Origin of the sequence: Streptomyces sp. NPDC093598 (genome assembly GCF_044764825.1) — a bacterium.
In the GTDB taxonomy this organism is placed as follows: domain Bacteria; phylum Actinomycetota; class Actinomycetes; order Streptomycetales; family Streptomycetaceae; genus Streptomyces.
The window spans coordinates 142,629-163,378 of sequence record NZ_JBIWIV010000003.1 but is presented as its reverse complement, the minus strand read 5'-3'; the positions used below and the strand labels follow the sequence as shown (position 1 = coordinate 163,378).

Here is a 20,750-nt window from a genome sequence, read left to right as displayed (position 1 = left end):
GAGGCCCTGATGTACGACCCCACAGTCGCCCGGCTCACTTACCGGGCTCTGCTCGGCCGGCGCCGTGCCCTCATCCTCGGCGCCCTGCCCATGCTGCTGATCGTGATCGCGGTGGCGGTGCGCGGCCTGGCCGGGGCGGACGACCAGACGGCGTCCGACCTGCTGGGCGGGCTCGCCCTAGCCACGATGGTGCCGATCATCGGCGTGATCGCCGGCACCGGCGCGATCGGCCCGGAGATCGACGACGGCTCGGTGGTGTACCTGCTGTCCAAGCCGATCAAACGGCCGACCATCATCTTCACCAAGCTGATCGTCGCGATCGCGGTGACCATGGTGTTCTCGGCGGTGCCGACGCTCATCGCCGGATTCATCCTGAACGGCAACGGCCAGCAGGTCGCCGTCGCCTATACGGTGGCCGCGCTGGTGGCGTCCATCGCGTACGCGGCACTGTTCCTGCTGCTCGGCACGGTCTCCCGGCACGCGGTCGTGTTCGGGCTCGTCTACGCGCTGGTCTGGGAGGCCCTGTTCGGCTCCCTGGTGCCGGGCGCGCGCACGCTGAGCGTCCAGCAATGGTCGCTGGCCGTGGCCCAGAAGGTGTCCGGAGGGGACCTGGTCTCCTCCGACGTGGGCCTGACCACGGCGACGGTGCTGCTGGTGGCCGTCACGGTGCTGGCCACCTGGTACGCCGGACAGAAGCTGCGCTCCCTGACGCTCGCCGGCGAGGAGTGACGTGCCCCGGCCCTGACGGAGGCTTCACCTCTGTCAGGGCACACTGGGCGAACGGGATGCAGGGGAAGCGCAACGGGAGTTGACCGGCTGGGAGGGCGGGGATGGCGAGCGAGAGGGACGACTTCGAGGACGTCGTACTGGACGAGGACTTCATACGCTCCGCCGGGACCTCCGAGCCGTCCGCCCGTGCCCGGATGCTCGCCGCGAAGTGGCGCAGGGAGGAACCGGAGCCGCAACCCTGGCGCTCCGACGAGCCTCCTGCGGGCTGGTTCTTCAGCAAGGTCCGGCGGCGCAGATGGCGCAGGAAGTAGCCGGAAGGCCGCCGATCCGCCGCCGATTTAATCAGTGGCGTCCAATTCGCCCGGCGGGCACAGTGGTTGTCGTCACGCCGGGTGAGGAGCCCGGCGCCACGAGCGGGGAGAGGAGCGGGACGATGTCCATGCACGGCAGTACGTCCAGCTCCCTTCAGGGCAGCCCGCGGCGGGATCCGGAGTAGTCACTAGCCTCCGTCGAACCCGCCCCACACGGGGAGCTGCCCGGGGCGGCCGCTTCGAGCACGCGAATCGCACATCGCGTGGGCCGCCCACCCGGAGGATTGGCCGAGTGGTAAGGCACCGGTTTGCTGAACCGTGGTCGGGTCGGAAGGCCCGCGCACGTTCGATCCGTGCATCCTCCGCCGAGCACCATCGGGCCCTGAGTATCGGGCCTTGAGTATCGAACCCTGATCGCCGGGCCCTGACCACCGGGCCCGGGGTTCAGCCCAGCAGTCGCTCCAGCACCACGGCGATGCCGTCCTCGTCGTGGGAGGACGTCACCTCGTCGGCCACCGCCTTCAGCTCCTCGTGGGCGTCCGCCATGGCGACGCCGTAGGAGGCCCAGGCGAACATCGGTATGTCGTTGGGCATGTCACCGAAGGCGATCGTGTCTGCCGCCTTCAGCCCGAGCCGGCGGGCCGCCAGGGACAGCCCCGTCGCCTTGGACAGCCCCAGGGGGAGGAGCTCGACGATGCCCTTGCCCGCCATCGTGACGGTGACGAAACCGCCGGCGGTGCGCGTGGCCGCCTCGCAGAGCTCGTCGTCGCTCAGCGTCGGGTGCTGGATGTACAGCTTGTTCAGTGGCGCGGTCCACAGGTCCGACGCGTCCGTGAACGGCGTGGCGGGCAGGGCACCCGTGACCGCGTAGCCCGGGCCCACCAGCACCTCGCCGTCGAGGCCGTCGCGGCTCGCGGCCAGGTGCAGCGGGCCGACCTCCGCCTCGATCTTGGCCAGCGCCACCCCGGCCAGCTGCCGGTCCAGCGTGACCGAGGTCAGCAGGCGGCGGGCGCCGGCGTCGTACACCTGCGCGCCTTGGCCGCAGACGGCCAGGCCCTGGTAGCCGAGGTCGTCGAGGATGTGCCGGGTCCAGGGGACCGCGCGGCCGGTGACGACGATGTGCGCGGCGCCCGCCGCCGTGGCGGCGGCGAGCGCGTCACGGGTGCGGGGCGACACCGAGTCGTCGGAACGCAGCAGCGTCCCGTCGAGATCGGTGGCGACCAGCTTGTACGGGAAGCCGCCCGAGGGGGCCGTGTCGCTCACTTGGCCACCGGCTCCAGGACCTCCCGGCCGCCCAGGTACGGACGCAGCACCTCGGGCACGCGCACCGAACCGTCGGCCTGCTGGTGGTTCTCCAGGATCGCCACGATCGTGCGCGGGACGGCGCACAGCGTGCCGTTGAGCGTGGCCAGCGGCCGGACCTGCTTGCCGTCACGGACGCGGATCGACAGGCGGCGGGACTGGAACTCGGTGCAGTCCGAGGTCGAAGTCAGCTCGCGGTACTTGCCCTGGGTCGGGATCCACGCCTCGCAGTCGAACTTGCGGGAGGCCGAGGCACCCAGGTCGGCGCTCGCCACGTCGATCACGCGGTACGGCAGCTCCAGCGAGGTCAGCCACTGCTTCTCCCACTCCAGCAGGCGCTGGTGCTCGGCCTGCGAGTCCTCGGGAGCGACGTAGGAGAACATCTCGACCTTGTCGAACTGGTGCACACGGAAGATGCCCCGGGTGTCCTTGCCGTGCGAGCCGGCCTCGCGGCGGAAGCAGGGCGAGAAGCCCGCGTAGCGCAGGGGCAGGCGGTCGGCGTCCAGGATCTCGTCCATGTGGTACGCCGCGAGCGGCACCTCGGACGTGCCGACCAGGTAGAGGTCGTCGTCGGCGAGGTGGTAGACGTCCTGGGCGGCCTGGCCGAGGAAGCCCGTGCCCGCCATGGACTGGGGGCGGACCAGCGCCGGGGTCAGCATCGGGGTGAAGCCGGCCGCGGTGGCCTGCGCCATCGCCGCGTTCACCAGGGCGAGCTCCAGAAGCGCGCCCACGCCCGTCAGGAAGTAGAAGCGCGAACCGGAGACCTTGGCACCCCGCTCGACGTCGATCGCGCCGAGGATCTGGCCGAGTGCCAGGTGGTCCTTGGGCTCGAAGCCCTCGGCGGCGAAGTCGCGGATCGTGCCGTGCGTCTCCAGCGTGACGAAGTCCTCCTCGCCGCCCACGGGCACGTCCGGGTGGACGAGGTTGCCGAGCCTCTGGAGCAGCTCCTGGGTCTCGGTCGCGGCCGCGTCGCGGTCCGCGTCGGCCGCCTTGACGTCGGCGGCGAGCTGGCCCGCCTTCTTCAGCAGCTCGGCCTTCTCGTCGCCTGCCGCCTTGGGGATGAGCTTGCCGAGCGCCTTCTGCTCGGCGCGCAGCTCGTCGAAGCGGACGCCGGACGACCTGCGCCGCTCGTCGGCAGACAGGAGGGCGTCGACGAGCGCGACGTCCTCTCCACGGGCGCGCTGCGACGCGCGCACACGGTCGGGGTCCTCACGGAGCAGGCGAAGGTCAATCACGCGCCCAAGGCTACCGGTGCGGGATGACCGCCCACGACTCACTATTGCCGGCGTGGCATACGTCCCGTTATGGGCGGCTTACGTGCGGTGTCAATCAAACGGCCGCCCGTCCCCACCACGATGCATCCGCAGGGCGTCGCATTGACGGGAATCCCTTGCGGGGAGCGGGACTTGGGCCAAGGTTGTCCACAGGGGTCCAGGCTTCCGAAGAGTTATCCACAGGCTGTGTGGAAGATCTGTGGACTTCGGAATTGATCACTCCGGAAGGCCTGGCCGCCCCTTGGAATTCCCGGTGCAAACCCGCTTTATCCTCACGTTGGAGTGGAAAGTGGTCACCCAGAAGGGTTACACAAAGGGAAACGGTGGACGAAGGGTGACCTGCATGAGGATGGGCCCATCGGGGGCCTGTGGGGCGATTTGTCGACCGACTCCTGCTTTGTTGTCGACTTGTCCCCAGGTCGAGAAGCGGACCTGTGGATAACTCCTGTGGATAACGACAATCAGCAGGTACGACCGGCCTAGAAGCGTCCGTCCTGGCACCGCGCGACCCAGTCCGCCGCCCCCACGAACTCGTCGTCGGAGGTGCCCGGCCGCGGTGGCTGGACATCCCCCGGCTGCATGTCCGCGCGCGGGTAGGAGCCGAGGTAGCGCACCTGGAGGCAGATCCGCTTCAGGCCCATCAGGGCCTCGGCCACCCGGCGGTCGGAGATGTGGCCCTCGGCGTCGATGCAGAAGCAGTAGTTGCCGATGCCCGCGCCGGTGGGCCGGGACTGGAGCAGCATCAGGTTGATGCCGCGGGTGGCGAACTCGCCCAGCAGGTCGCGCAGACCGCCGGGGTGGTCGTCGCGCTGCCACAGCACGACCGAGGTCTTGTCCGCCCCGGTCGGCGCCGCGGGCCGGGCGGGCCGGCCGACCAGCACGAACCGTGTCTGGGCGTTCTCCGCGTCGTGGATTTCGGTCTCCAGTGCCTCCAGGCCGTAGCGGGCGGCCGCGAACTCACCCGCGAAGGCGGCGTCGTACTGGCCCTCCTGGACCAGCCGGGCGGCGTCCGCGTTCGAGGCGGCCGACTCCCAGTGCGCGTCCGGGAGATGCTTCTTCAGCCAGTTGCGCACCTGCGGCTGCGCGGCCGGGTGGGCGGAGACGGTCTTGATGTCCGACAGCTTCGTGCCCGGGCGGACCAGCAGCGCGAAGGTGATCGACAGCAGCACCTCGCGGTAGATCATCAGCGGGGCGCCGGCGACCAGCTCGTCGAGGGTGGTGGTGATGCCGCCCTCGACGGAGTTCTCGATCGGCACGAACGCGGCCTCGGCCTCGCCGGCGCGTACCGCGTCGAGCGCGGACTGGACGGACACGTACGGGATGAGCTCCCGGGTGGCGGCCTCGGGAAGCGTGCGCAGGGCGACTTCGGTGAAGGTGCCCTCGGGGCCGAGATACGCATAGCTCGCTGGCATGACCTCACCCTAATGGGCCCGCGGAAACGACATCCCCCACAAGCCCGTGCAGAGGAGAACTGTCACCCGTCCAGCAACTTCTGCCCCACGTACTCACCTTCCGCGGCTCCGCCCGGAACCGCGAACAGCCCGCTCGACTCGTGCCGGATGAACTGCGACAGGGCGTCGCCGCGGTCGAGCTTGCGCTGCACCGGCACGAACCCGCGCAGCGGATCGGCCTGCCAGCAGATGAAGAGCAGACCCGCGTCGGGCACACCGTCGGTGTCGATGCCGTCGTGGAAGGAGAACGGGCGGCGGAGCATCGCCGCGCCGCCGTTCTGGTCGGGCCGGGTGATGCGGGCGTGGGAGTTGATCGGGACGACCAGGTTGCCCTTGGCGTCCGTCTTCTCCAGGTCCATCGCGGTGGTCTCGGTGCCCCCGGACAGCGCAGCCCCGTCGGACTTGCGGCGCCCGATCACGTCCTCCTGCGCCTTGAGGGAGAGCTGCTCCCAGTCGTCGAGAAGCATGCGGATCCGGCGTACGACGGCGTAGGAGCCGTTCGCCATCCAGGCCGGTTCGCCCTTATCGGGGACGAAGATGCGCTGGTCGAAGTCGGCCTCGCTCGGTTTCGGATTGCGGGTGCCGTCGATCTGGCCCATCAGGTTCCGGGCCGTCATGGGGTGGGAAGTGGCGCCCGGTGAGCGGTTGAAGCCGTTCATCTGCCAGCGGACCTTGGCGGCCCGGCCCGCGTCCTTCTGGATCGCGCGCAGGGCGTGGAAGGCGACCAGGGCGTCATTGGCGCCGATCTGCACCCACAGATCACCGTTGCTGCGGCTCCTGTCGAGGTGGTCGGAGGAGAACTCGGGCAGCGGGTCGAGGGCGGTCGGGCGTTGCTTCTCCAGACCCGTGCGGGCGAAGAAGCTGTGGCCGAAGCCGAAGGTGATCGTCAGCGACGAGGGTCCGGCGTCGCGGGCCACGTCGGTGTCGTCATGGGTGCTCGGCTCGCCCGCCATCAGCCGCCGGGCCGTCTCCGACCAGCGGCGGAGCAGAGCGGCGGCCTTCTTGCGGCCGGCGCCCGCCGCCAGGTCGAAGGCGACGAGGTGGCCGCGGGCCTGGAGGCCGTCGGTGATGCCGGGCTGATGTTTCCCGTGAAACATCGACCGGTCGGTGCCGAGCGAGGTGAGCGGAGCGGCGGCTTCGGAGGGAGCGGCGGCGTAGCCCCCGGCGGCGCCCGCCGTGCCGAGGACGAGCCCGGTGGCACCGGCGGTGCCGAGCAGCCGCCGCCGCGAGATGCCCTCGTGGGCGGAGGCCGCTTCGCGCTCCCCGGTGGAGGCCTCCGGGGTGCGGGCCTTCGGAAGGGACTGGTCAGGCATGGTCGTTCAGCCGATCTGAGCGTTCTTGGAGACGGTCACCTCGTCGATGTCGGAGGTCCGCACGGTCACGTCGACCTGCCAGTCGCCGGCCATGGGGATCTGCACTCCGTTCGCCGACCAGTGTCCGGTAGCGATGTGGTCGGGGACGACGGGCAGGGGCCCGATGTCCTTGGCTTTCAGGGTGAACTCGACCTTCACCTCGGGGATGTCGAAGGCCCGGCCGTTGGGCCGCTCGACGTAGACGTGCATCTCGTTGTCGCCCACGCGTGCGGGGTCGACGTCGATGGTGACGATGCCCTTGCCGTCCTGGCCGCCGGTGTCGAACGGCATGTTCAGGGTCAGCGCCCCGGATGCGCCGGTGTCGGCGGTGGAGGATGCGGAGGCCGAGGTGGCTGCCTTGGCCTCCTGCTCGGTGCGTCCCGGCTCGGTCTGTGTCAGGACGGTGGTGACGGCGAGCAGCACGACCGCGATGCCTGCCTCGGCCAGCACGGAGCGCCGCAGCCCGAAGCGGTTGGGGTCCGCGTCTCTCATCCGCTTCTGCCGCGCGGCGTCGCGGGCGGCCTGCTGCCGGGCGAGCTGCGCGGCGCGTTCGGCGTCGGCGGGCTCGGGGCCGGGCTGCTCGTGAGCGCCGGTGCCGAGACCACTGTCGCCGTTGCCGTCGCCCTCGCGGTCGCCGTCATCCTCGCGATCGACGTCATCCTCGCTCTCGACGGAGGCGTCCGCGGCACCGGCGCCATCCGCCCTCGCGCCGACCCGTTCCTTCTCCCGTACCGCCGCTGCTTCTGCCGGTACCGTCTCCGCCAGCCGTCCCGTCCACCGGCGCGAGATCCACGCGACCCCGACCAGGACGACCACGAGGCCGATCTTGGCCAGGAGGAGCTGGCCGTAGCGGGTGTCGGTGAAGGCCGACCAGGAGCCGAGCTGGCGCCAGGACTGGTACGTCCCGGTCGCGATCAGGGCGAGGACGCTGCTGAAGGCGAGGCGGGAGAAGCGGTGGACGGCGGGGGCGTCGACGGGTGTGTCGGCGGGCGCGCGGTACAGGGCGATCAGGAGCGCGCCCAGTCCGCCGAGCCAGGCGGCGACGGCCAGCAGGTGCAGTACGTCGACCGGCATGGCGATGCCCGCCTGGAGACCGACCGAGGCGTGCTCGGACATCGCCCAGCTCGCCGCGAGCCCGGCCGCCACGACGACGCCGCCGATCGAGAGACCGAAGGTGAGGTCCCGCTTCTCCTGGGCGTCCTCACGCTTGTCGTACGCACCGAAGAGCACGGCGATGAACAGGGCCGCCGCGGCGAGCAGCAGCAGCCGGGAGACCAGGGCCGCGCCGGTCTTGGTCTGGAGCACCTGCCCGAGCAGGGACAGGTCGAAGACGTCGGCGACCTTCCCGGAGCCCGTGAAGGAGCCGCGCAGAAGCAGCAGGGCGAGGGTCGCCGCGGTGAGCGCGACCCAACCGGAGACGACGAACCGCTGCACCGGCCGCACCCCGGAGCCGCGCCGCCAGCAGGCCAGCACGAAGGCGGCGCCGCCGGTCATCACGATGAACCCGGCGTACGACACGTACCTCCCGAAGCCGTACAGCCAGCCCACGACCCCGTCGTCGGCCGACTGCCCGGAGACCGACACGGACGTCTTGGAGGGGGCGCCGATGGAGAAGGTGTAGGCGCCGGCGACGGGATGGCTGTCCGCCGAGACGACCTGGTAGGCCACCGTGTACGTGCCGTCGGGCAGGCCCGAGTGCAGCGGCACGGCGTACGTCGTGCCGCTGACGTTGGCGGGTTTGCCCGTGTCGACGCGCTTGCCCTCGGGGTCGAGCACGCGCAGCGAGTCGTCGGACAGCGCGACCTGCTCGGAGAAGGTGAGCGAGATCCGGGCCGGGGCCTTGTCGACCACCGCCCCCTGCCCGGGGTCGCTGCCGGTCACCGCGGCGTGCGCGGAGGCCGGGCCGGCTCCGGCGAGGAGCACGCAGGCCGCGGCCAGGAGCAGCAGCACCAGTGTCCGGACGCGGGGGGCGAAGGTCTGCGTCACAGGGGTCCCTCCCTCAGTGTCCGGTCTTGGGGGTGTAGGTCGCCGGCTTCACCGGCATCTCGGCCTTCACGGGGTCGGAGTGGGCGAAGTGCAGCTCGACGGAGACCGTCTGGCCTTCCTTCGGCTTGCTCTTCAGCTGCTCGAACATCAGGTGGTCGCCGCCGCTCTTCAGCTCCAGCCGGCCGCCCGCGGGGATCTTCAGGCTCTTGACCTCCCGCATCGCCCCGTCGACGGTCTCGTGCACGGTGACCTGCCCGGCGATGTCGCTGGTGACCGAGGTCAGCTCGTCGGCGGCACCGCCCTTGTTGGTGACGGTGAGGAAACCGGCCGCCATGTCGTCGGACACCGGCTGCGGCATGTACGCCGAACCCACGGAGAGTTCCGCCTTGCCCGAGTCGCTTCCACCGCCCGAGTCCGAGCCGCCGCAACCGGCCAGGGCCAGTGCCCCGGCTGTGACGAGGGCCGCCGGGCCGAGCCGCCGCCTCACGGGTTCTCCCCCTTGACGATCTTGGGGAGGTCCTTGGTGTAGTCGTCGACGGTGGCGTCCTCGCCGTAGAGCACGTAGCCGCCGTCGGTCTTCGGGGAGAACGCGATGACCTGGGTGCCGTGCTCGGAGACAAGCTTGCCGTTCTTGTCCTTCTTGGTCGGCTCGATGGAGATGCCCAGGGTGCGGGCGCCGGCCTGGATGGTCGCGAAGTCGCCGGTGAGACCGACGAAACTGGAGTCGATGCCCTTGAGCCACTTGCCGAGCTCGGCCGAGGTGTCGCGCTTGGGGTCAGTGGTGACGAAGACCACGCGCAGCTCGTCCTGCTCGGCCTTGGGCAGTTGCTTCTTGGCGACGGCGATGTTGTTCATGGTCAGCGGGCAGACGTCGGGGCAGTGGGTGTAGCCGAAGTAGATCAGCGTGGGCTTGCCCGCGGTCTCCTTGCGGAGGTCGTACTTCTTGCCCTGCGTGTCGGTGAGGACCAGGTCCGGCTTCTCGAACGGCTTGTCGAGAACGGTGGCGGCCTTGTCGGTACCGGCCTCCTCCGACACCACGGAGACGGGCTTGTCGCTGTCGTCGCCGCTGCCGCAGGCGGTCAGGGTCAGAGAGGCGGCGGCGAGCAGAACGGCCGCGGCGAAGGTCTTGGTGCGCATAGAAAAATGTCCCAGATGTCGGTGACCCGGCGCGCACCGGGTGCCCCCGCACGGGGCGGGGATCCGGTGCGCACCGGCAACGGAAGCAAGCTCAGGCGCTGGTGCGCCGACGCCCGGCGAGCACGCCGTAGGCCACACCCGCCGCGCCGACCACGATGCCGACGATGCCCAGAACGCGGGCGGTGGTGTCGGTGTCGTCGGAGGAGTCGGAGGCGGCGGTGTCGGCGGAGGCCTTCTCGGCCGACTTGGAGCCGGAGTCCTCACCGGCCGCCGAGTCGTGGTGCCCGTCCTCGGAGGCGGCGGACAGCTCCAGCACCGGGGCCGGGTTGTCGGGCTCCTCCTGGCCTTCCTGCGGCACCTCGATCCAGCGGACGACCTCCTTGTTGGAGTACGTCTGCAGGGCCTTGAAGACCAGCTGGTCGGTGTCCTCGGGCAGCTGGCCGACGGAGAGCGGGAACTTCTCGAAGTAGCCGGGCTCGATCCCCTTGCCGTCCGCGGTCCAGGTGACCTTGGTGACGGCCTCGGTGATCTTCTCGCCGTGCAGCTCCAGCGGCTTGTCCAGCTTGGACTTGGTGACCTCGATCTTCCAGCCGGGCATGGGCTCCGGCATGACGGAGGCCAGCGGGTGGTCGGTCGGGAAGTTGACCTCGAGCTTGGTGGTCGAGGCGTCGTCACGCTCGTTGGGGACCTTGAAGTCCACGACCGCGTAGCCGCCCTTGGCGGCCGTGCCCTCGGGCTGCACGGTCACGTGCGCGAAGGCGGGGGCGGACAGGGCGAGAACGGTGACACCGGCGGCGGCACCGGCCGCGACGATACGGGAAGCCTTCATGGAAGGAGCACTCCGCTGTGAGTCGGTCTGAATGGGGAAGGAGGGATGCGCGCACACGCGCGTACCGCACGACGGCGGCCCCTCCTCCGCGGGAGCGGAGTGGTGGTGGTCGCGTCGCGTCAGGCGGCGAGGGCGAGTGCGGCTGCGGAAGCCGTGGTGGCCGGCGGGCCGCGCCGGATCACCGTGTGCTGGAGTGCCGTGGTGCGAGGCATCGGGGGCGCGGGCCGTGCGGCGCGCGCCGGGCGCGGACGTGCCTCCGGGGCTCCCGGGAGCCCGGCGCGCAAGGCGCGTACCAGCGCGAGGGCGGCTCGCAGGGAACGCACGAGCGCCCCCTCGGTGACACCCTGCGCCGACAGTTCGGTGAGCCGCAGCAGGGCCAGGTCGCCGTGCCGCAGCAGCCAGCCGGCGGCGAGCGCCGCGAGGACGTGACCGAGCAGCATGGGCAGGGACGGCCACAGCGAGGCCGATGAGCCGGACATGGCGTCCGCGGCCAGATGCGTGTGCGTCCCCGTGGACGGCTGGATCCGGGCTTCGGTGAGGATCCTGTGAGCCTGCGCCGGGCTGATCGCCGCCGCCGTCGTGCCGCACACGAACCGTGCGGCCTGCTGGACCAGCGCGGCGTCGCTTCCGCCCGCCGGTGCCGAGGCCGCGACGGCGGCCGGACCGTGCTGGCCGAGGCCGAACAGCGTGTGCAACACCGTCTGGCCGACCGCCAGCAGCGCCGTGATCCCCGCCAGCGAGCGCACACGCCCCGCGAGCGGAGCCGCCACCGCGACCACCCCGAGGAACCCGGCGCCCAGCGTCCACAGCGGAATGCCGTCGCAGGAGGCGAGCGCGTGACCTGCCCCGGCCAGCACGACGCAGACCGCGGCGAACACCGCGGCCCGCAGAATCCGGAGCGTGTGTCCGGAGCGCGTCGCGCGCACGTGGGGGGCAGTCATGGCGGGCTCATCATCGCACTGGCTCCGAAGGCCGCGTGCGGCAGGTCCACAAGATGCCGTACGACCGGAACGTCACGCTCTGCCCCGCGCGCCCCCGGATGCGCCGATGCTGCCCCCGCATACACCGATCAGGACCAGCGCGCATCCGCCGTATGGGCGGCCTCACGTCGACTTCACGCTTACACACGGCCACTGAGGGCAATACGTAACGGTATGTCGAGCCGCAGCCAGGAGGCTGGAGCATGAGCATTTGGTGGTCACTCCATCTGCGGCGCGAAGCTGCGAGCGTGCCGCTCGCCCGCCGCCTGCTGCTCGGCACGATGGAGACCGCGGGCGTCGACCCGGACATCTCCTACGACCTCTCCGTCGCCCTCAGCGAGGCGTGCGCGAACGCCGTGGAGCACGGTGGGGACACCGGGCGCGGTCCCGGCTCGGAGGCGTACCGGGTCACCGCGTACCTCGACGGCGAGAAGTGCCGGATCGAGGTCGCCGACGCGGGCCCGGGATTCCCCGCTGCCTCCGCCGGCCGGTCCCGTCCGGCGATCCGTCCCGCGCACTCCGACGCGGAGAACGGCAGGGGGCTGTGCCTCATCGAGGAACTCGCCGACCACGTCCACATCGGCAACAAGCCGGGCCGGGGCGGAGCCGTGGTGAGCTTCGACAAGGTCCTGAAGTGGCGTTCCGGCGCCCCGCTGATGGCGGTCTGACACTGACCACCCCGGCGGGGCGGTGTTTCACGTGAAACACCGCCCGTGACCCGTCGTCCGATCCCCTACAGCGCGCCCCAGTCCACCGTCGTACGGGCCAGCCCCGCCACGTCCGTCAGCAGTGCCAGCCGCAGCCCCGCCACGTCCGTCAGCAGTGCCAGCCGCGCCGCCCGGATCGCCGGGTCGGGGTCCATCACCAGCACCTCGTCGAAGAAGGTGCCGATCGCCTCGACCAGTGGGGCGGATACCTCGATCAGAGCGCCGAGATCGTCCTCCCGCCCCCGCAGGGCCTCGCGTACGGCCTGCGCGCTCTCGGCGAGACGGAGTTCGGCGGGCGCGGTCAGCAGGGACACATCCGCTGCCTCGACACCGCCCTCGGGCAGGATGCGCACCACCCGCTGGAACGCGGCGGCGAGCGCCTCGAACGCCTCGCTGCCCACATGCCGCTCCAGTGTGGCCAGCGTCCGATCGCCATGGGCGGGACGGTCGGCCCACACCAGTACCGCCTGTACGAGCCGGTGCTCGTGCCCGGCGTCCGTGAGCTGCTGCTCATAGCGCCGGGTGATGAGCTCGGCAGCCTCGGCGACCCGCTCGGCCGGCACCTCGACGCCCTGCGCGGCGTACCGCACGGCCGCCGCGCGCAGCCCCTCGCTCACCCGGACCCCGGCCACGGCGGGCAGGTTCCGCAGCACGTTGAGCAGCCCGATCGCGGCCCGGCGCACCCCGTACGGGTCGGAACTCCCGGTCGGTGCCGCACCGATCAGGAACATGCCCGTGACCAGGTCGAACCGGTCGGCCAGCGACAGCACGGCACCCGCGTCCCCGGTCGGCAGGGCGCCACCGGCGGAGCGCGGCAGCTCCATCTCGGCCAGCGCCCGGGCGACCTCCGGCGACTCGCCGGCCCGGCGGGCGTACTCCTCCGCCATGACCCCGGCCAGCCCGGAGAACTCGATCACCATCTGCGACGCCAGGTCGAACTTGGCCAGCGCACCGGCCCGCCGTACGACCTCCACCGACTCCTCCGGGAGCCCGGCGCGTCCGGCCAGGTCCTGGGCGAGGGAGGCGAGCCGGACGGCGCGGTCGGCGACCGTGCCGAGCCGGTCCTCGAAGGTCAGCTTGTCCAGCCGCCGCCGGAACTCCTCCGGCGCCACCTTCAGGTCCGCCCGCCAGAAGAAGGCGGCGTCCTCGTAACGGGCCCGCAGGACCGCCTCGTTGCCCGCCCGCACCACGTCGTCGTCACACAGGGCGTTGGCGAAGGTCACGAAGTGCGGCATGAGCCGCTCGCCGTCCAGCACCGGCAGATAGCGCTGGTGCTTGCGCATCACGGTGGTCAGCACGCTCGCGGGCAGTTCGAGGTAGCGCTCGTCGAACGATCCCCGCACGGCGTACGGGAACTCCAGGATGTCGGTGATCTCGTCGATCAGCCCGGCCTGGCCCTCCACGTCGACGCGCCCGCCCACCTCGGCCGCCGCCTCCAGGGCGCCACGCACGACGGCTCCCCGCCGGGCCTCGCGGTCGAGCAGGATGCCGTGCATGTGCAGGAAGTGCGGGTAGCCCTCGGCCGAGGTCACCCGGACCTCCGGGTAGGGAGCCTGCCGCTGCACCCGCGTGGTGTCGCCCGCGGAGAGCGAGGAGACCACCACGGGCAGGGGAGTACGGCCCAGCAGCGCGAGCAACCAGCGCACAGGACGTGAGAACGACAACCCCGGGTCGCTCCAGCGCATGTTGCGCCCGGCCCGCAGCCCTGAGACGACCTCGGCCAGCAGCTCGCAGAGCACCTCGACGGCAGGGCGCCCCTCCTCGTGGCGGGTGAGCGCCACGTACTCGACCCCGTTGGCCTCGACGACCCGTACGTCCGACGCCTCTGCCCCCTGACTGCGGGCGAAGCCGAGCAGCGCGGGAGTGGGGGCGCCGTCCTTGTAGGCGGCGGCGACCTTGGGTCCGCGCACGGTCCGCATGGTGTCCCGTTCGCGGGGCTGCACACCGTCGACCGTGATCACGATGCGGCGCGGCGTGGCCATGACGTTGATCGCGCCGTGCCCCAGCCGGGTCGCGGCGAGCTTGGCGGTGACCGACTCGCGCACCGCCTCGGTGGTGGCGGGGACGTCGGCGTAGGGCAGTTCCTCCACGCCGATCTCGAAGAGCAGCGTCTCGACGCCGGGCACCTTGGGCAGCATGGCCCGCTCGGCCGGAGCCGGCGCCGGTGCCAGCCCGAGCGGGTGCTCCAGCGCGGCGCGCCGCCGCTCCCACAGCTTGGCCGTCTCGTGCGTCAGCCCGCGCATCAGTGAGAACGCCTTGGCCCGCTCGGTGGTGCTGATCGCACCGCGGGCGTCGAGCACGTTGAAGGTGTGGCTGCACTTCAGCACGTACGTGTACGCCGGGACCGGCAGCTCCAGGTCCAGCAGGCGCCGGGCCTCGGCCGCATACGAGTCGAACAGCCGGTGGTTGGTGTCGATGTCGGCGTCGTCGAGGTAGTAGCGGCTCATCTCGTACTCGTTCTGCCCGAACACCTCGCCGTAGGTGATGCCCGGTGCGTAGGCGATGTCCTTGAAGTGGGACACGCCCTGGAGGTTCATCAGGATGCGTTCGAGGCCGTACGTGATCTCCACCGACACCGGGTCCAGGGCGACACCGCCGACCTGCTGGAAGTAGGTGAACTGGGTGATCTCCATGCCGTCCAGCCAGACCTCCCAGCCCAGCCCCCAGGCGCCGAGCGCGGGCGAGGCCCAGTTGTCCTCGACGAACCGCACGTCATGCGCGTTCAGGTCGACACCCAGGGCGCGCAGGCTGCCCAGGTACAGCTCCTGCGGGTTGCCCGGGTCGGGCTTGAGGATCACCTGGAACTGCGTGTGGGTCTGGAGCCGGTTGGGGTTCTCGCCGTAGCGCGAGTCGTCCGGCCGCACGCTCGGCTCCACGTAGGCGACGCTCCACGGCTCGGGACCGAGCACCCGCAGTGCCGTGGCCGGGTTGGCCGTACCGGCTCCGACCTCGGTGTTCAGTGGCTGCGTGATCATGCAGCCGTTGTCGCTCCAGTACTTCTGCAGGGTGAGGATGGCGTCCTGCATGGTCAGCGCCGTCTGAACGTTCTTCATGGTGATCGCGCCCGTTCCCCGAGTCGGCCCGGCAAGGTCGGCCATGATCTCATACGTCAACTACCGCTGACCTGCTGTTTCTTGACCGACCGGTCGGACGCTCCCGGCTCCTTCACAGCGGGCACACAGCCGGGCCTCATGTCCCTGACGGGGGGCGTCCCTACAGTCCCGGTGCCATGACGGGAACGCAGCACGGCAACGACCCCGAGGACGAGGCGCTCGCCCGGGCCGCCGTCGACGCCCTGGTCGGCCAGCTGGTCGGCCCGGGCCCAGCTGCCCGGCCTCACGGCGATGGCCGCCACGGCTCGCCGCACCGGCGAACCCACCGCCCGGCTCCGTAGGGAACTCGGCGCGATCGGCCGGTCCACCGAACACACGGGGCTGCGCCACGTCCAGGCGGGCGGGCGCGGGGTGCTGGACGCCCGCTCAGGGGCGCGGGGCTGAGTCACTGTGCGGCTCCGCCGCGAGGGCGCGACCAGCCCCCACCCACCCGCATCCGGAACTCAGCCCTTGAGGGCGGCCATCCACGCCTCGACCTCGTCAGAACGCCGAGGCAGCGCCGCACTGAGATTCCGGTTGCCGTCCTCGGTGACGAGAATGTCGTCCTCGATGCGCACGCCGATGCCCCGGTACTCCTCCGGCACGGTCAGGTCGTCGGCCTGGAAATACAGACCGGGCTCGACGGTGAGGCACATCCCCGGCTCCAGCGTGCCGTCGACGTACGTCTCGACCCGCGCCGCCGCACAGTCGTGCACGTCCATGCCCAGCATGTGCCCGGTCCCGTGCAGCGTCCAGCGCCGCTGAAGCCCGAGTTCCAGCACCCGCTCCACGGGCCCCTCGACCAGGCCCCACTCGACGAGCCGCTCGGCCAGGACCCGCTGCGCGGCGTCGTGGAAGTCGCGGTACTTCGCCCCGGGCTTCACCGCCGCGATCCCGGCCTCCTGGGCCTCGTACACGGCGTCGTAGATCTTGCGCTGGATCTCACTGAACCGGCCGTTGATCGGCAGCGTGCGCGTCACGTCGGCCGTGTAGTACGTGTGCGTCTCCACACCCGCGTCGAGCAGCAGCAGCTCGCCCGAGCGCACAGCGCCGTCGTTGCGCACCCAGTGCAGCGTGCAGGCGTGCGGCCCGGCCGCGGCGATCGTGCCGTAGCCGACGTCGTTGCCCTCGACGCGCGCGCGGAGGAAGAAGGTGCCCTCGATGTACCGCTCGGAGGTCGCCTCGGCCTTGTCGAGGACCTTCACGACGTCCTCGAAGCCGCGCACGGTCGAGTCGACCGCCTTCTGCAGCTCGCCGATCTCGAACTCGTCCTTGACCAGGCGCGCCTCGGAGAGGAAGACACGCAGCTCCTCGTCGCGCTCGGCGGTGACCTTGTCGGTCAGGGCCGCCTCGATGCCGGCGTCGTAACCGCGCACGACCCGCACCGGACCGGTGGCCTCGCGCAGGGCGCCGGCCAGCTCGCGCACGTCGGAGGCGGGGATGCCGTACAGCTGCCCGGCCTCGGTGAGGGAGTGCCGGCGGCCGACCCACAGCTCGCCCTGGCCGTCCAGCCAGAACTCGCCGTTCTCCCGGTCGGAACGCGGCAGGAGGTAGATGGTCGCCTCGTGGCCCTCGTCCTTGGGCTCCAGGACGAGGACGCCGTCCTCGGTCTGGTTGCCGGTGAGGTAGGCGTACTCGACGGAGGCCCGGAAGGCGTACTCGGTGTCGTTCGAGCGGGTCTTCAGGTTGCCCGCGGGGATCACCAGACGCTCACCAGGGAAGCGCGCGGAGAGCGCGGCCCGGCGGGCGGCGGTCTCCGCGGCCTGGGGGATGGGCTCGAGGTCACGCAGCTCGGTGTCGGCCCAGCCGCTCTTCATGTTCTCGGCCAGCTCGTCGGACACGCCCGGGTACAGTCCGTTCTTCCGCTGCTTGATCGGCTCTTCGCTCTCGTCCGGGGTCGCCGGTGTGAGCTCCTCGGCCACGGTCATCCTCCTCGATACGCCACTGGACCACCGTCCACTGTACGGCGGCGCGGAAGGGGCCCCAGGGCGATGACGAGGAGCGTTACTCGAACCGGACCGCCAGCAGGACGACGTCCTCCGCACCGTCCGCCGCGTCCAGCCCGTCCGGCAGCACGCTGCGCAGGACGTGGTCGGCGATCGTGCCGGGGTCCCCGCGCAGGGCCCGCGGCACGCCGGCCGCTGCCGCGTGCAGCCGGGCGAAGGCGCGGTCCGTGGCCTCGCCGGTGCGGTGCAGCAGCCCGTCGGTGTAGAGCAGAACCGTCTCTCCCGGCTCGGCGAGGATCTCCACGCTCGGTGCCTCCCAGCAGGCGAGCATGCCCAGCGGGGCGGAGACGGAGGTCTCGACGAACTCCGTGCGGCGCTGTCCGATCAGCAGGGGCGGGCTGTGCCCGGCGCCGGCCAGCGTGATCTTGCGCGCGGCCGGTTCGCAGTAGCCGAACAGGGCGGTGGCCGAGCGGGCCGGTTCGGTCAGCCGCAGCAGCAGCTCCAGGTCGGACAGGACGGCGACCGGGTCCTCCCCCTCCATCACGGCGTACGCGCGCAGCGACGCCCGCAACCGCCCCATCGCGGCGACCGCGCTGGGGCCCGACCCGGTGACGGATCCGACGGCGAGACCGAGGGCGGCGTCCGGCAGCGGCAGCGCGTCGTACCAGTCGCCGCCGCCCCGCGGGCCGGTGCGGTGCCGGGCGGCGAGCTGGACACCGGCGACCCGGGGCAGCCGTGCGGGCAGCAGCTCGTCCGACATCGTGGCCATGGACGCGCGGGTGCGCTCCAGTTCGAGGAGCCGGGCCAGGTGCTCGGCGGCGTACCGCGCGTAGAGGCCGGCGAGGTGGCGCTGCCGCTCGCCCGGTTCGGCGGGCTCGTCGTAGAGCCACACGGCGGCGCCGAGACGGCCGGCCGGGTCGGTGGTCAGGGGGAGGGTGTAGCTGGCGGCGTAGCCGAGGCGGGCCGCGACCGCGCGGTGGCGCGGATCGAGCCCCTCCTCGGCGAACAGGTCGGGTTCGGCGATGCCGCCCTCGCCACCCGGCAGCCCGTCGAGGATCCGGCCGTAGGACAGGGCGCTGCGCGGGACGGTCTCGATGTGGCCGAGGTCGGCGCGGGCGAGGCCCAGGCCGATGGTGGTGTCCGGGCCGAGTCCGTCACCGGGTTCCAGGACGACGAGGCCGCGCCGGGCGCCCACCAGGGCGGCACCGGCCCCGAGCAGTTCCAGGAGCGCCTCGTCGAGCGTGGCCGTGCGGGCCAGACGTTCGGTGAGTTCGTGCAGGGTGGTGAGGTCGGAGACCCAGCCGGCGAGACGGTCCTGGAGCACCGCGCCGGCAGGAGCCGGGGGCTGTGCGGGGGCGGCCGGGGGTGAACCCGCCGCGACGGGCGCGACAGTGTGTGCGGGCGCCGGAACCGTTGAATCGATTCCAGCCACTTTCGGAGGGTGCGGAGCGTTCATGGCGTCCGGCCTTCCAGCCGGTACGTACTGCTCAAAAGCATCGCAAACCCCCATGTCATTCTGCGCCGCTAGCAGTGTCTCCACATGTACACGCACTCGTGAGGAGATGTCCAGCATTGTCCTGCTGGGATTCCTGGTGTCCGTGAGGTCGGAGAGAACAACTCCCCTTCCTCTTGCGGAAATGCAAAGTTGGCTTAAAACTGCCTCAGGGGACGGCTTATTGCGGTCGACTGGGCTTGCTCGACGGAGCGTCACAACGGTCGTGATGGGTACGTACTCGGTGAAGGCCAGGGGTGGTTGGGAACCACCCGGAACCTGGTGACGGAACCGGGCGTCCTATCCACCGACGACCGTGCCCCATCCTCCCGTGGCGGAGGCGGAGAGAAATACGCGCGACGGCAAACGCCATACTTCGCCACCCCTACGCCACGCCCGTGCACTCGACAGACGCAGTATGGGCGGGACGGCCGCGGAGGCAGCCCAAAGCTCGACCCATAGGGGTTCCCCTTGCTTCAAGCAGGGGTGTGATGCGCCAACAGGTACGCACAGTGAAGTGATCGACACATGATGTGATGTGGACCACGGTGTTGCCAGGCGTGCAACGGAAAGGAACGAGCGCTCATGCGCGAGATCCTCGGAAGGCGACGCAGGCTCCTGTCCCAGCGCAGCGACGGGCAGCCTGAGCTGATCGGCGCGGCCCTGACCTACGCGACGGAATGGCAGTGGCCCGTACTCCCGGGCGTGGCGGCGGACCCGCAGGGGCACTCCCGCTGCAGCTGCCCCGACCCCGAGTGCACGGTGCCCGGCGCGCACCCCTTCGACCCCGGCCTCCTCGCGGCCACCACCGACGGACGCATGGTGCGCTGGTGGTGGGGCAACCGGCCGACGGCGCCGATCGTCCTGGCCACCGGCGGTCACGCTCCCTGCGCGGTCTCCCTGCCGGCCCTGCCGGCCGCCCGCGCGCTCAAGGCGCTCGACCGGATGGGCATGCGGCTCGGCCCGGTCGTCGCCTCCCCCACCCGCTGGGCGATCCTCGTCAAGCCGTACTCCATGGAGCAGCTCGGCGAGCTGCTCTACGCCAAGGACTTCGTGCCCGGCTCCCTCCGCTTCCACGGCGAGGGCGGCTACCTGGCCCTGCCCCCGTCCGAGACGGGCCAGGGCGAGATCCGCTGGGAGCGCGCGCCGCTGCCCGGCTCGGCCTCGCCGTGGGTGCCCGATGTCGAGGCCGTGGTGGACGCCGTGGTGGAAGCCCTCACTCGTACGGGTGTGAACGCGCCCGAGTTGTAGGGCCGTCGGGCGCGCCGAGCCCGGCTCCGGCCCCGGCGCGTTAGGTTCCGGAACCATGCGGCGTCATGCCCGGGGCCACTCCCGGGACTCCGGAAAGACCAGACTGCTCGCCCTCGCAGGCGTCGTGGTGGCGTGCGCGGTCGCACTGCCGCTGGCGGTGGCGTCCGCGGGGTCCGTGGGGTCCCCTGGGCCCGCGGGGTCCAAGGGGGCTGCGGGTGCGGCGGGCGCCGACGTCCGTACGTCCGGTTCCGGTGCCGTACGCCCCTCCCCGCGCGCCGACGACAAGGCGCCCGGGGCACCCTCCGCCGCCCCCGGACTCCCGTTGCTCGGCCAGGGCCTGTCGACCGCCGTGCGCTGCGGTCCCGAGCTCTCCTCCTCCGACGGCATCGAGGCGCAGACCTGTGTCGTGACGCGGGGTGCGGAAACGTGGGCGCGGACCTACTACCGCAATGCGACCGGCGAGGCGCTGGACGCCGTGCTGAGCCTGATGGGTCCGGACGACCGGAGTGTGCGGATGACGTGCGCCGTGGACGCCGGGGACGAGCCGGGAACGTGTGAGACGCCCCGGGAGCCCGCACGCGGGAATCTGTCGGCGTACACGGCCGTCGCGGAGTTCGCCGAGCGGGGCGGGCAGGGGCCGCTGCTGCTGCGCTCGGGGAGCAACTCGCCCGTGAGAACGGGCAGTTGACGAGCGGCTGCGTTCCGTGAACGGAAGCGGAGACGAAAAGACCCGGTTGCTGGCGACGGGGGATGCACCAGCAACCGGGCTACAGGAACGGTAACAAGAGATCGGCGGTTCGCAAATTCGATCTCGTCTTTCCGGTCACCGACTGGCTTGTCTCCGCCGGGAGTTGTGATCCGTGAAGGGACGCGCGGGTCCGGCCGGCCGTCCACCGGCCGGCCGGACCCGC

The 20,750-nt window shown here is 71.4% G+C and carries 17 protein-coding genes, 1 tRNA gene and 1 pseudogene; 7 read left to right on the top strand and 12 right to left on the bottom strand.

The window, feature by feature from the left end; translation table 11 throughout:
- The first annotated feature begins 9 nt into the window (after positions 1 to 9).
- The 3 genes from ACIRDU_RS12550 to ACIRDU_RS12540 all read left to right on the top strand — a co-directional run bounded on the left by ACIRDU_RS12550 (position 10) and on the right by ACIRDU_RS12540 (position 1,405).
- Positions 10 to 729 carry an ABC transporter permease gene (locus ACIRDU_RS12550; protein ID WP_234750387.1) on the top strand — a complete coding sequence of 240 codons (720 nt, stop codon included), beginning with the start codon at positions 10 to 12 and terminating at the stop codon, positions 727 to 729.
- Positions 730 to 830: 101 nt separating this feature from the next.
- Positions 831 to 1,040 carry a hypothetical protein gene (locus ACIRDU_RS12545; protein WP_403577750.1) on the top strand — a complete coding sequence of 70 codons (210 nt, stop codon included), beginning with the start codon at positions 831 to 833 and terminating at the stop codon, positions 1,038 to 1,040.
- A 278-nt stretch (positions 1,041 to 1,318) separates the two neighbouring features.
- Positions 1,319 to 1,405: transfer RNA gene (locus ACIRDU_RS12540), tRNA-Ser, on the top strand.
- A gap of 79 nt (positions 1,406 to 1,484) precedes the next feature.
- Here ACIRDU_RS12540 and ACIRDU_RS12535 read toward each other — a convergent pair.
- From ACIRDU_RS12535 to ACIRDU_RS12495, 9 genes are all read right to left on the bottom strand, one after another.
- A complete protein-coding gene (locus ACIRDU_RS12535) occupies positions 1,485 to 2,303 on the bottom strand; it encodes an HAD family hydrolase (RefSeq protein ID WP_403577747.1) in 819 nt (272 codons plus the stop codon).
- The gene (serS, locus tag ACIRDU_RS12530) at positions 2,300 to 3,577 is read right to left on the bottom strand and encodes a serine--tRNA ligase (RefSeq protein WP_403577744.1); all 1,278 of its coding nucleotides are present in this window, start codon (positions 3,575 to 3,577) and stop codon (positions 2,300 to 2,302) included. Before serS ends, ACIRDU_RS12535 begins: the two co-directional genes overlap by 4 nt.
- Positions 3,578 to 4,095: 518 nt before the next feature.
- Positions 4,096 to 5,028, bottom strand: coding sequence for a prephenate dehydratase (gene pheA / locus ACIRDU_RS12525; RefSeq protein ID WP_403577741.1), 933 nt, complete (start codon positions 5,026 to 5,028; stop codon positions 4,096 to 4,098).
- A 62-nt stretch (positions 5,029 to 5,090) separates the two neighbouring features.
- Positions 5,091 to 6,380: an iron uptake transporter deferrochelatase/peroxidase subunit gene (efeB, locus tag ACIRDU_RS12520; RefSeq protein WP_403577739.1), complete on the bottom strand. Its 1,290-nt coding sequence runs from the start codon at positions 6,378 to 6,380 to the stop codon at positions 5,091 to 5,093.
- A 6-nt stretch (positions 6,381 to 6,386) separates the two neighbouring features.
- Positions 6,387 to 8,405, bottom strand: a complete 2,019-nt coding sequence (locus ACIRDU_RS12515) for a copper resistance protein CopC (protein WP_403577736.1) — start codon at positions 8,403 to 8,405, stop codon at positions 6,387 to 6,389.
- A 13-nt stretch (positions 8,406 to 8,418) separates the two neighbouring features.
- Positions 8,419 to 8,892, bottom strand: coding sequence for a copper chaperone PCu(A)C (locus tag ACIRDU_RS12510; protein ID WP_403577734.1), 474 nt, complete (start codon positions 8,890 to 8,892; stop codon positions 8,419 to 8,421).
- Positions 8,889 to 9,542 (bottom strand): SCO family protein, encoded by a 654-nt coding sequence (locus ACIRDU_RS12505; protein ID WP_403577732.1) that lies wholly within the window; start codon positions 9,540 to 9,542, stop codon positions 8,889 to 8,891. The genes ACIRDU_RS12510 and ACIRDU_RS12505 overlap by 4 nt, the downstream gene beginning before the upstream one ends.
- Before the next feature lie 91 nt (positions 9,543 to 9,633).
- Positions 9,634 to 10,371 carry a YcnI family protein gene (locus tag ACIRDU_RS12500; protein ID WP_403577730.1) on the bottom strand — a complete coding sequence of 246 codons (738 nt, stop codon included), beginning with the start codon at positions 10,369 to 10,371 and terminating at the stop codon, positions 9,634 to 9,636.
- Between the two features lie 119 nt (positions 10,372 to 10,490).
- Positions 10,491 to 11,312, bottom strand: a complete 822-nt coding sequence (locus ACIRDU_RS12495) for a hypothetical protein (protein WP_403577727.1) — start codon at positions 11,310 to 11,312, stop codon at positions 10,491 to 10,493.
- A 242-nt stretch (positions 11,313 to 11,554) separates the two neighbouring features.
- Here ACIRDU_RS12495 and ACIRDU_RS12490 point away from each other — a divergent pair, with 242 nt between their 5' ends.
- Positions 11,555 to 12,019, top strand: coding sequence for an ATP-binding protein (locus ACIRDU_RS12490; RefSeq protein ID WP_403577725.1), 465 nt, complete (start codon positions 11,555 to 11,557; stop codon positions 12,017 to 12,019).
- Positions 12,020 to 12,084: 65 nt separating this feature from the next.
- Here ACIRDU_RS12490 and ACIRDU_RS12485 read toward each other — a convergent pair whose 3' ends face one another.
- Entirely contained in the window at positions 12,085 to 15,111 is a 3,027-nt protein-coding gene (locus ACIRDU_RS12485) for a glycine--tRNA ligase (protein ID WP_403577723.1), read from the bottom strand.
- 176 nt (positions 15,112 to 15,287) lie between these two features.
- Between ACIRDU_RS12485 and ACIRDU_RS12480 the strand changes: the two are divergent.
- Positions 15,288 to 15,528, top strand: a pseudogene (locus tag ACIRDU_RS12480) (2-(5'-triphosphoribosyl)-3'-dephospho CoA synthase); the annotation flags it as partial.
- Between the two features lie 86 nt (positions 15,529 to 15,614).
- On the opposite strand, the gene ACIRDU_RS12475 reads toward ACIRDU_RS12480, so the two are convergent.
- On the bottom strand, positions 15,615 to 17,072 hold the full coding sequence (locus ACIRDU_RS12475) for an aminopeptidase P family protein (RefSeq protein WP_403577720.1): 1,458 nt from the start codon (positions 17,070 to 17,072) through the stop codon (positions 15,615 to 15,617).
- Positions 17,073 to 17,154: 82 nt separating this feature from the next.
- Positions 17,155 to 18,669 carry a PP2C family protein-serine/threonine phosphatase gene (locus ACIRDU_RS12470; RefSeq protein ID WP_403577718.1) on the bottom strand — a complete coding sequence of 505 codons (1,515 nt, stop codon included), beginning with the start codon at positions 18,667 to 18,669 and terminating at the stop codon, positions 17,155 to 17,157.
- Between the two features lie 504 nt (positions 18,670 to 19,173).
- Between ACIRDU_RS12470 and ACIRDU_RS12465 the strand changes: the two genes are divergently transcribed.
- On the top strand, positions 19,174 to 19,839 hold the full coding sequence (locus ACIRDU_RS12465) for a bifunctional DNA primase/polymerase (RefSeq protein ID WP_403577716.1): 666 nt from the start codon (positions 19,174 to 19,176) through the stop codon (positions 19,837 to 19,839).
- A 55-nt stretch (positions 19,840 to 19,894) separates the two neighbouring features.
- Positions 19,895 to 20,527 carry a hypothetical protein gene (locus ACIRDU_RS12460; RefSeq protein ID WP_403577713.1) on the top strand — a complete coding sequence of 211 codons (633 nt, stop codon included), beginning with the start codon at positions 19,895 to 19,897 and terminating at the stop codon, positions 20,525 to 20,527.
- Positions 20,528 to 20,750: the final 223 nt, after the last annotated feature.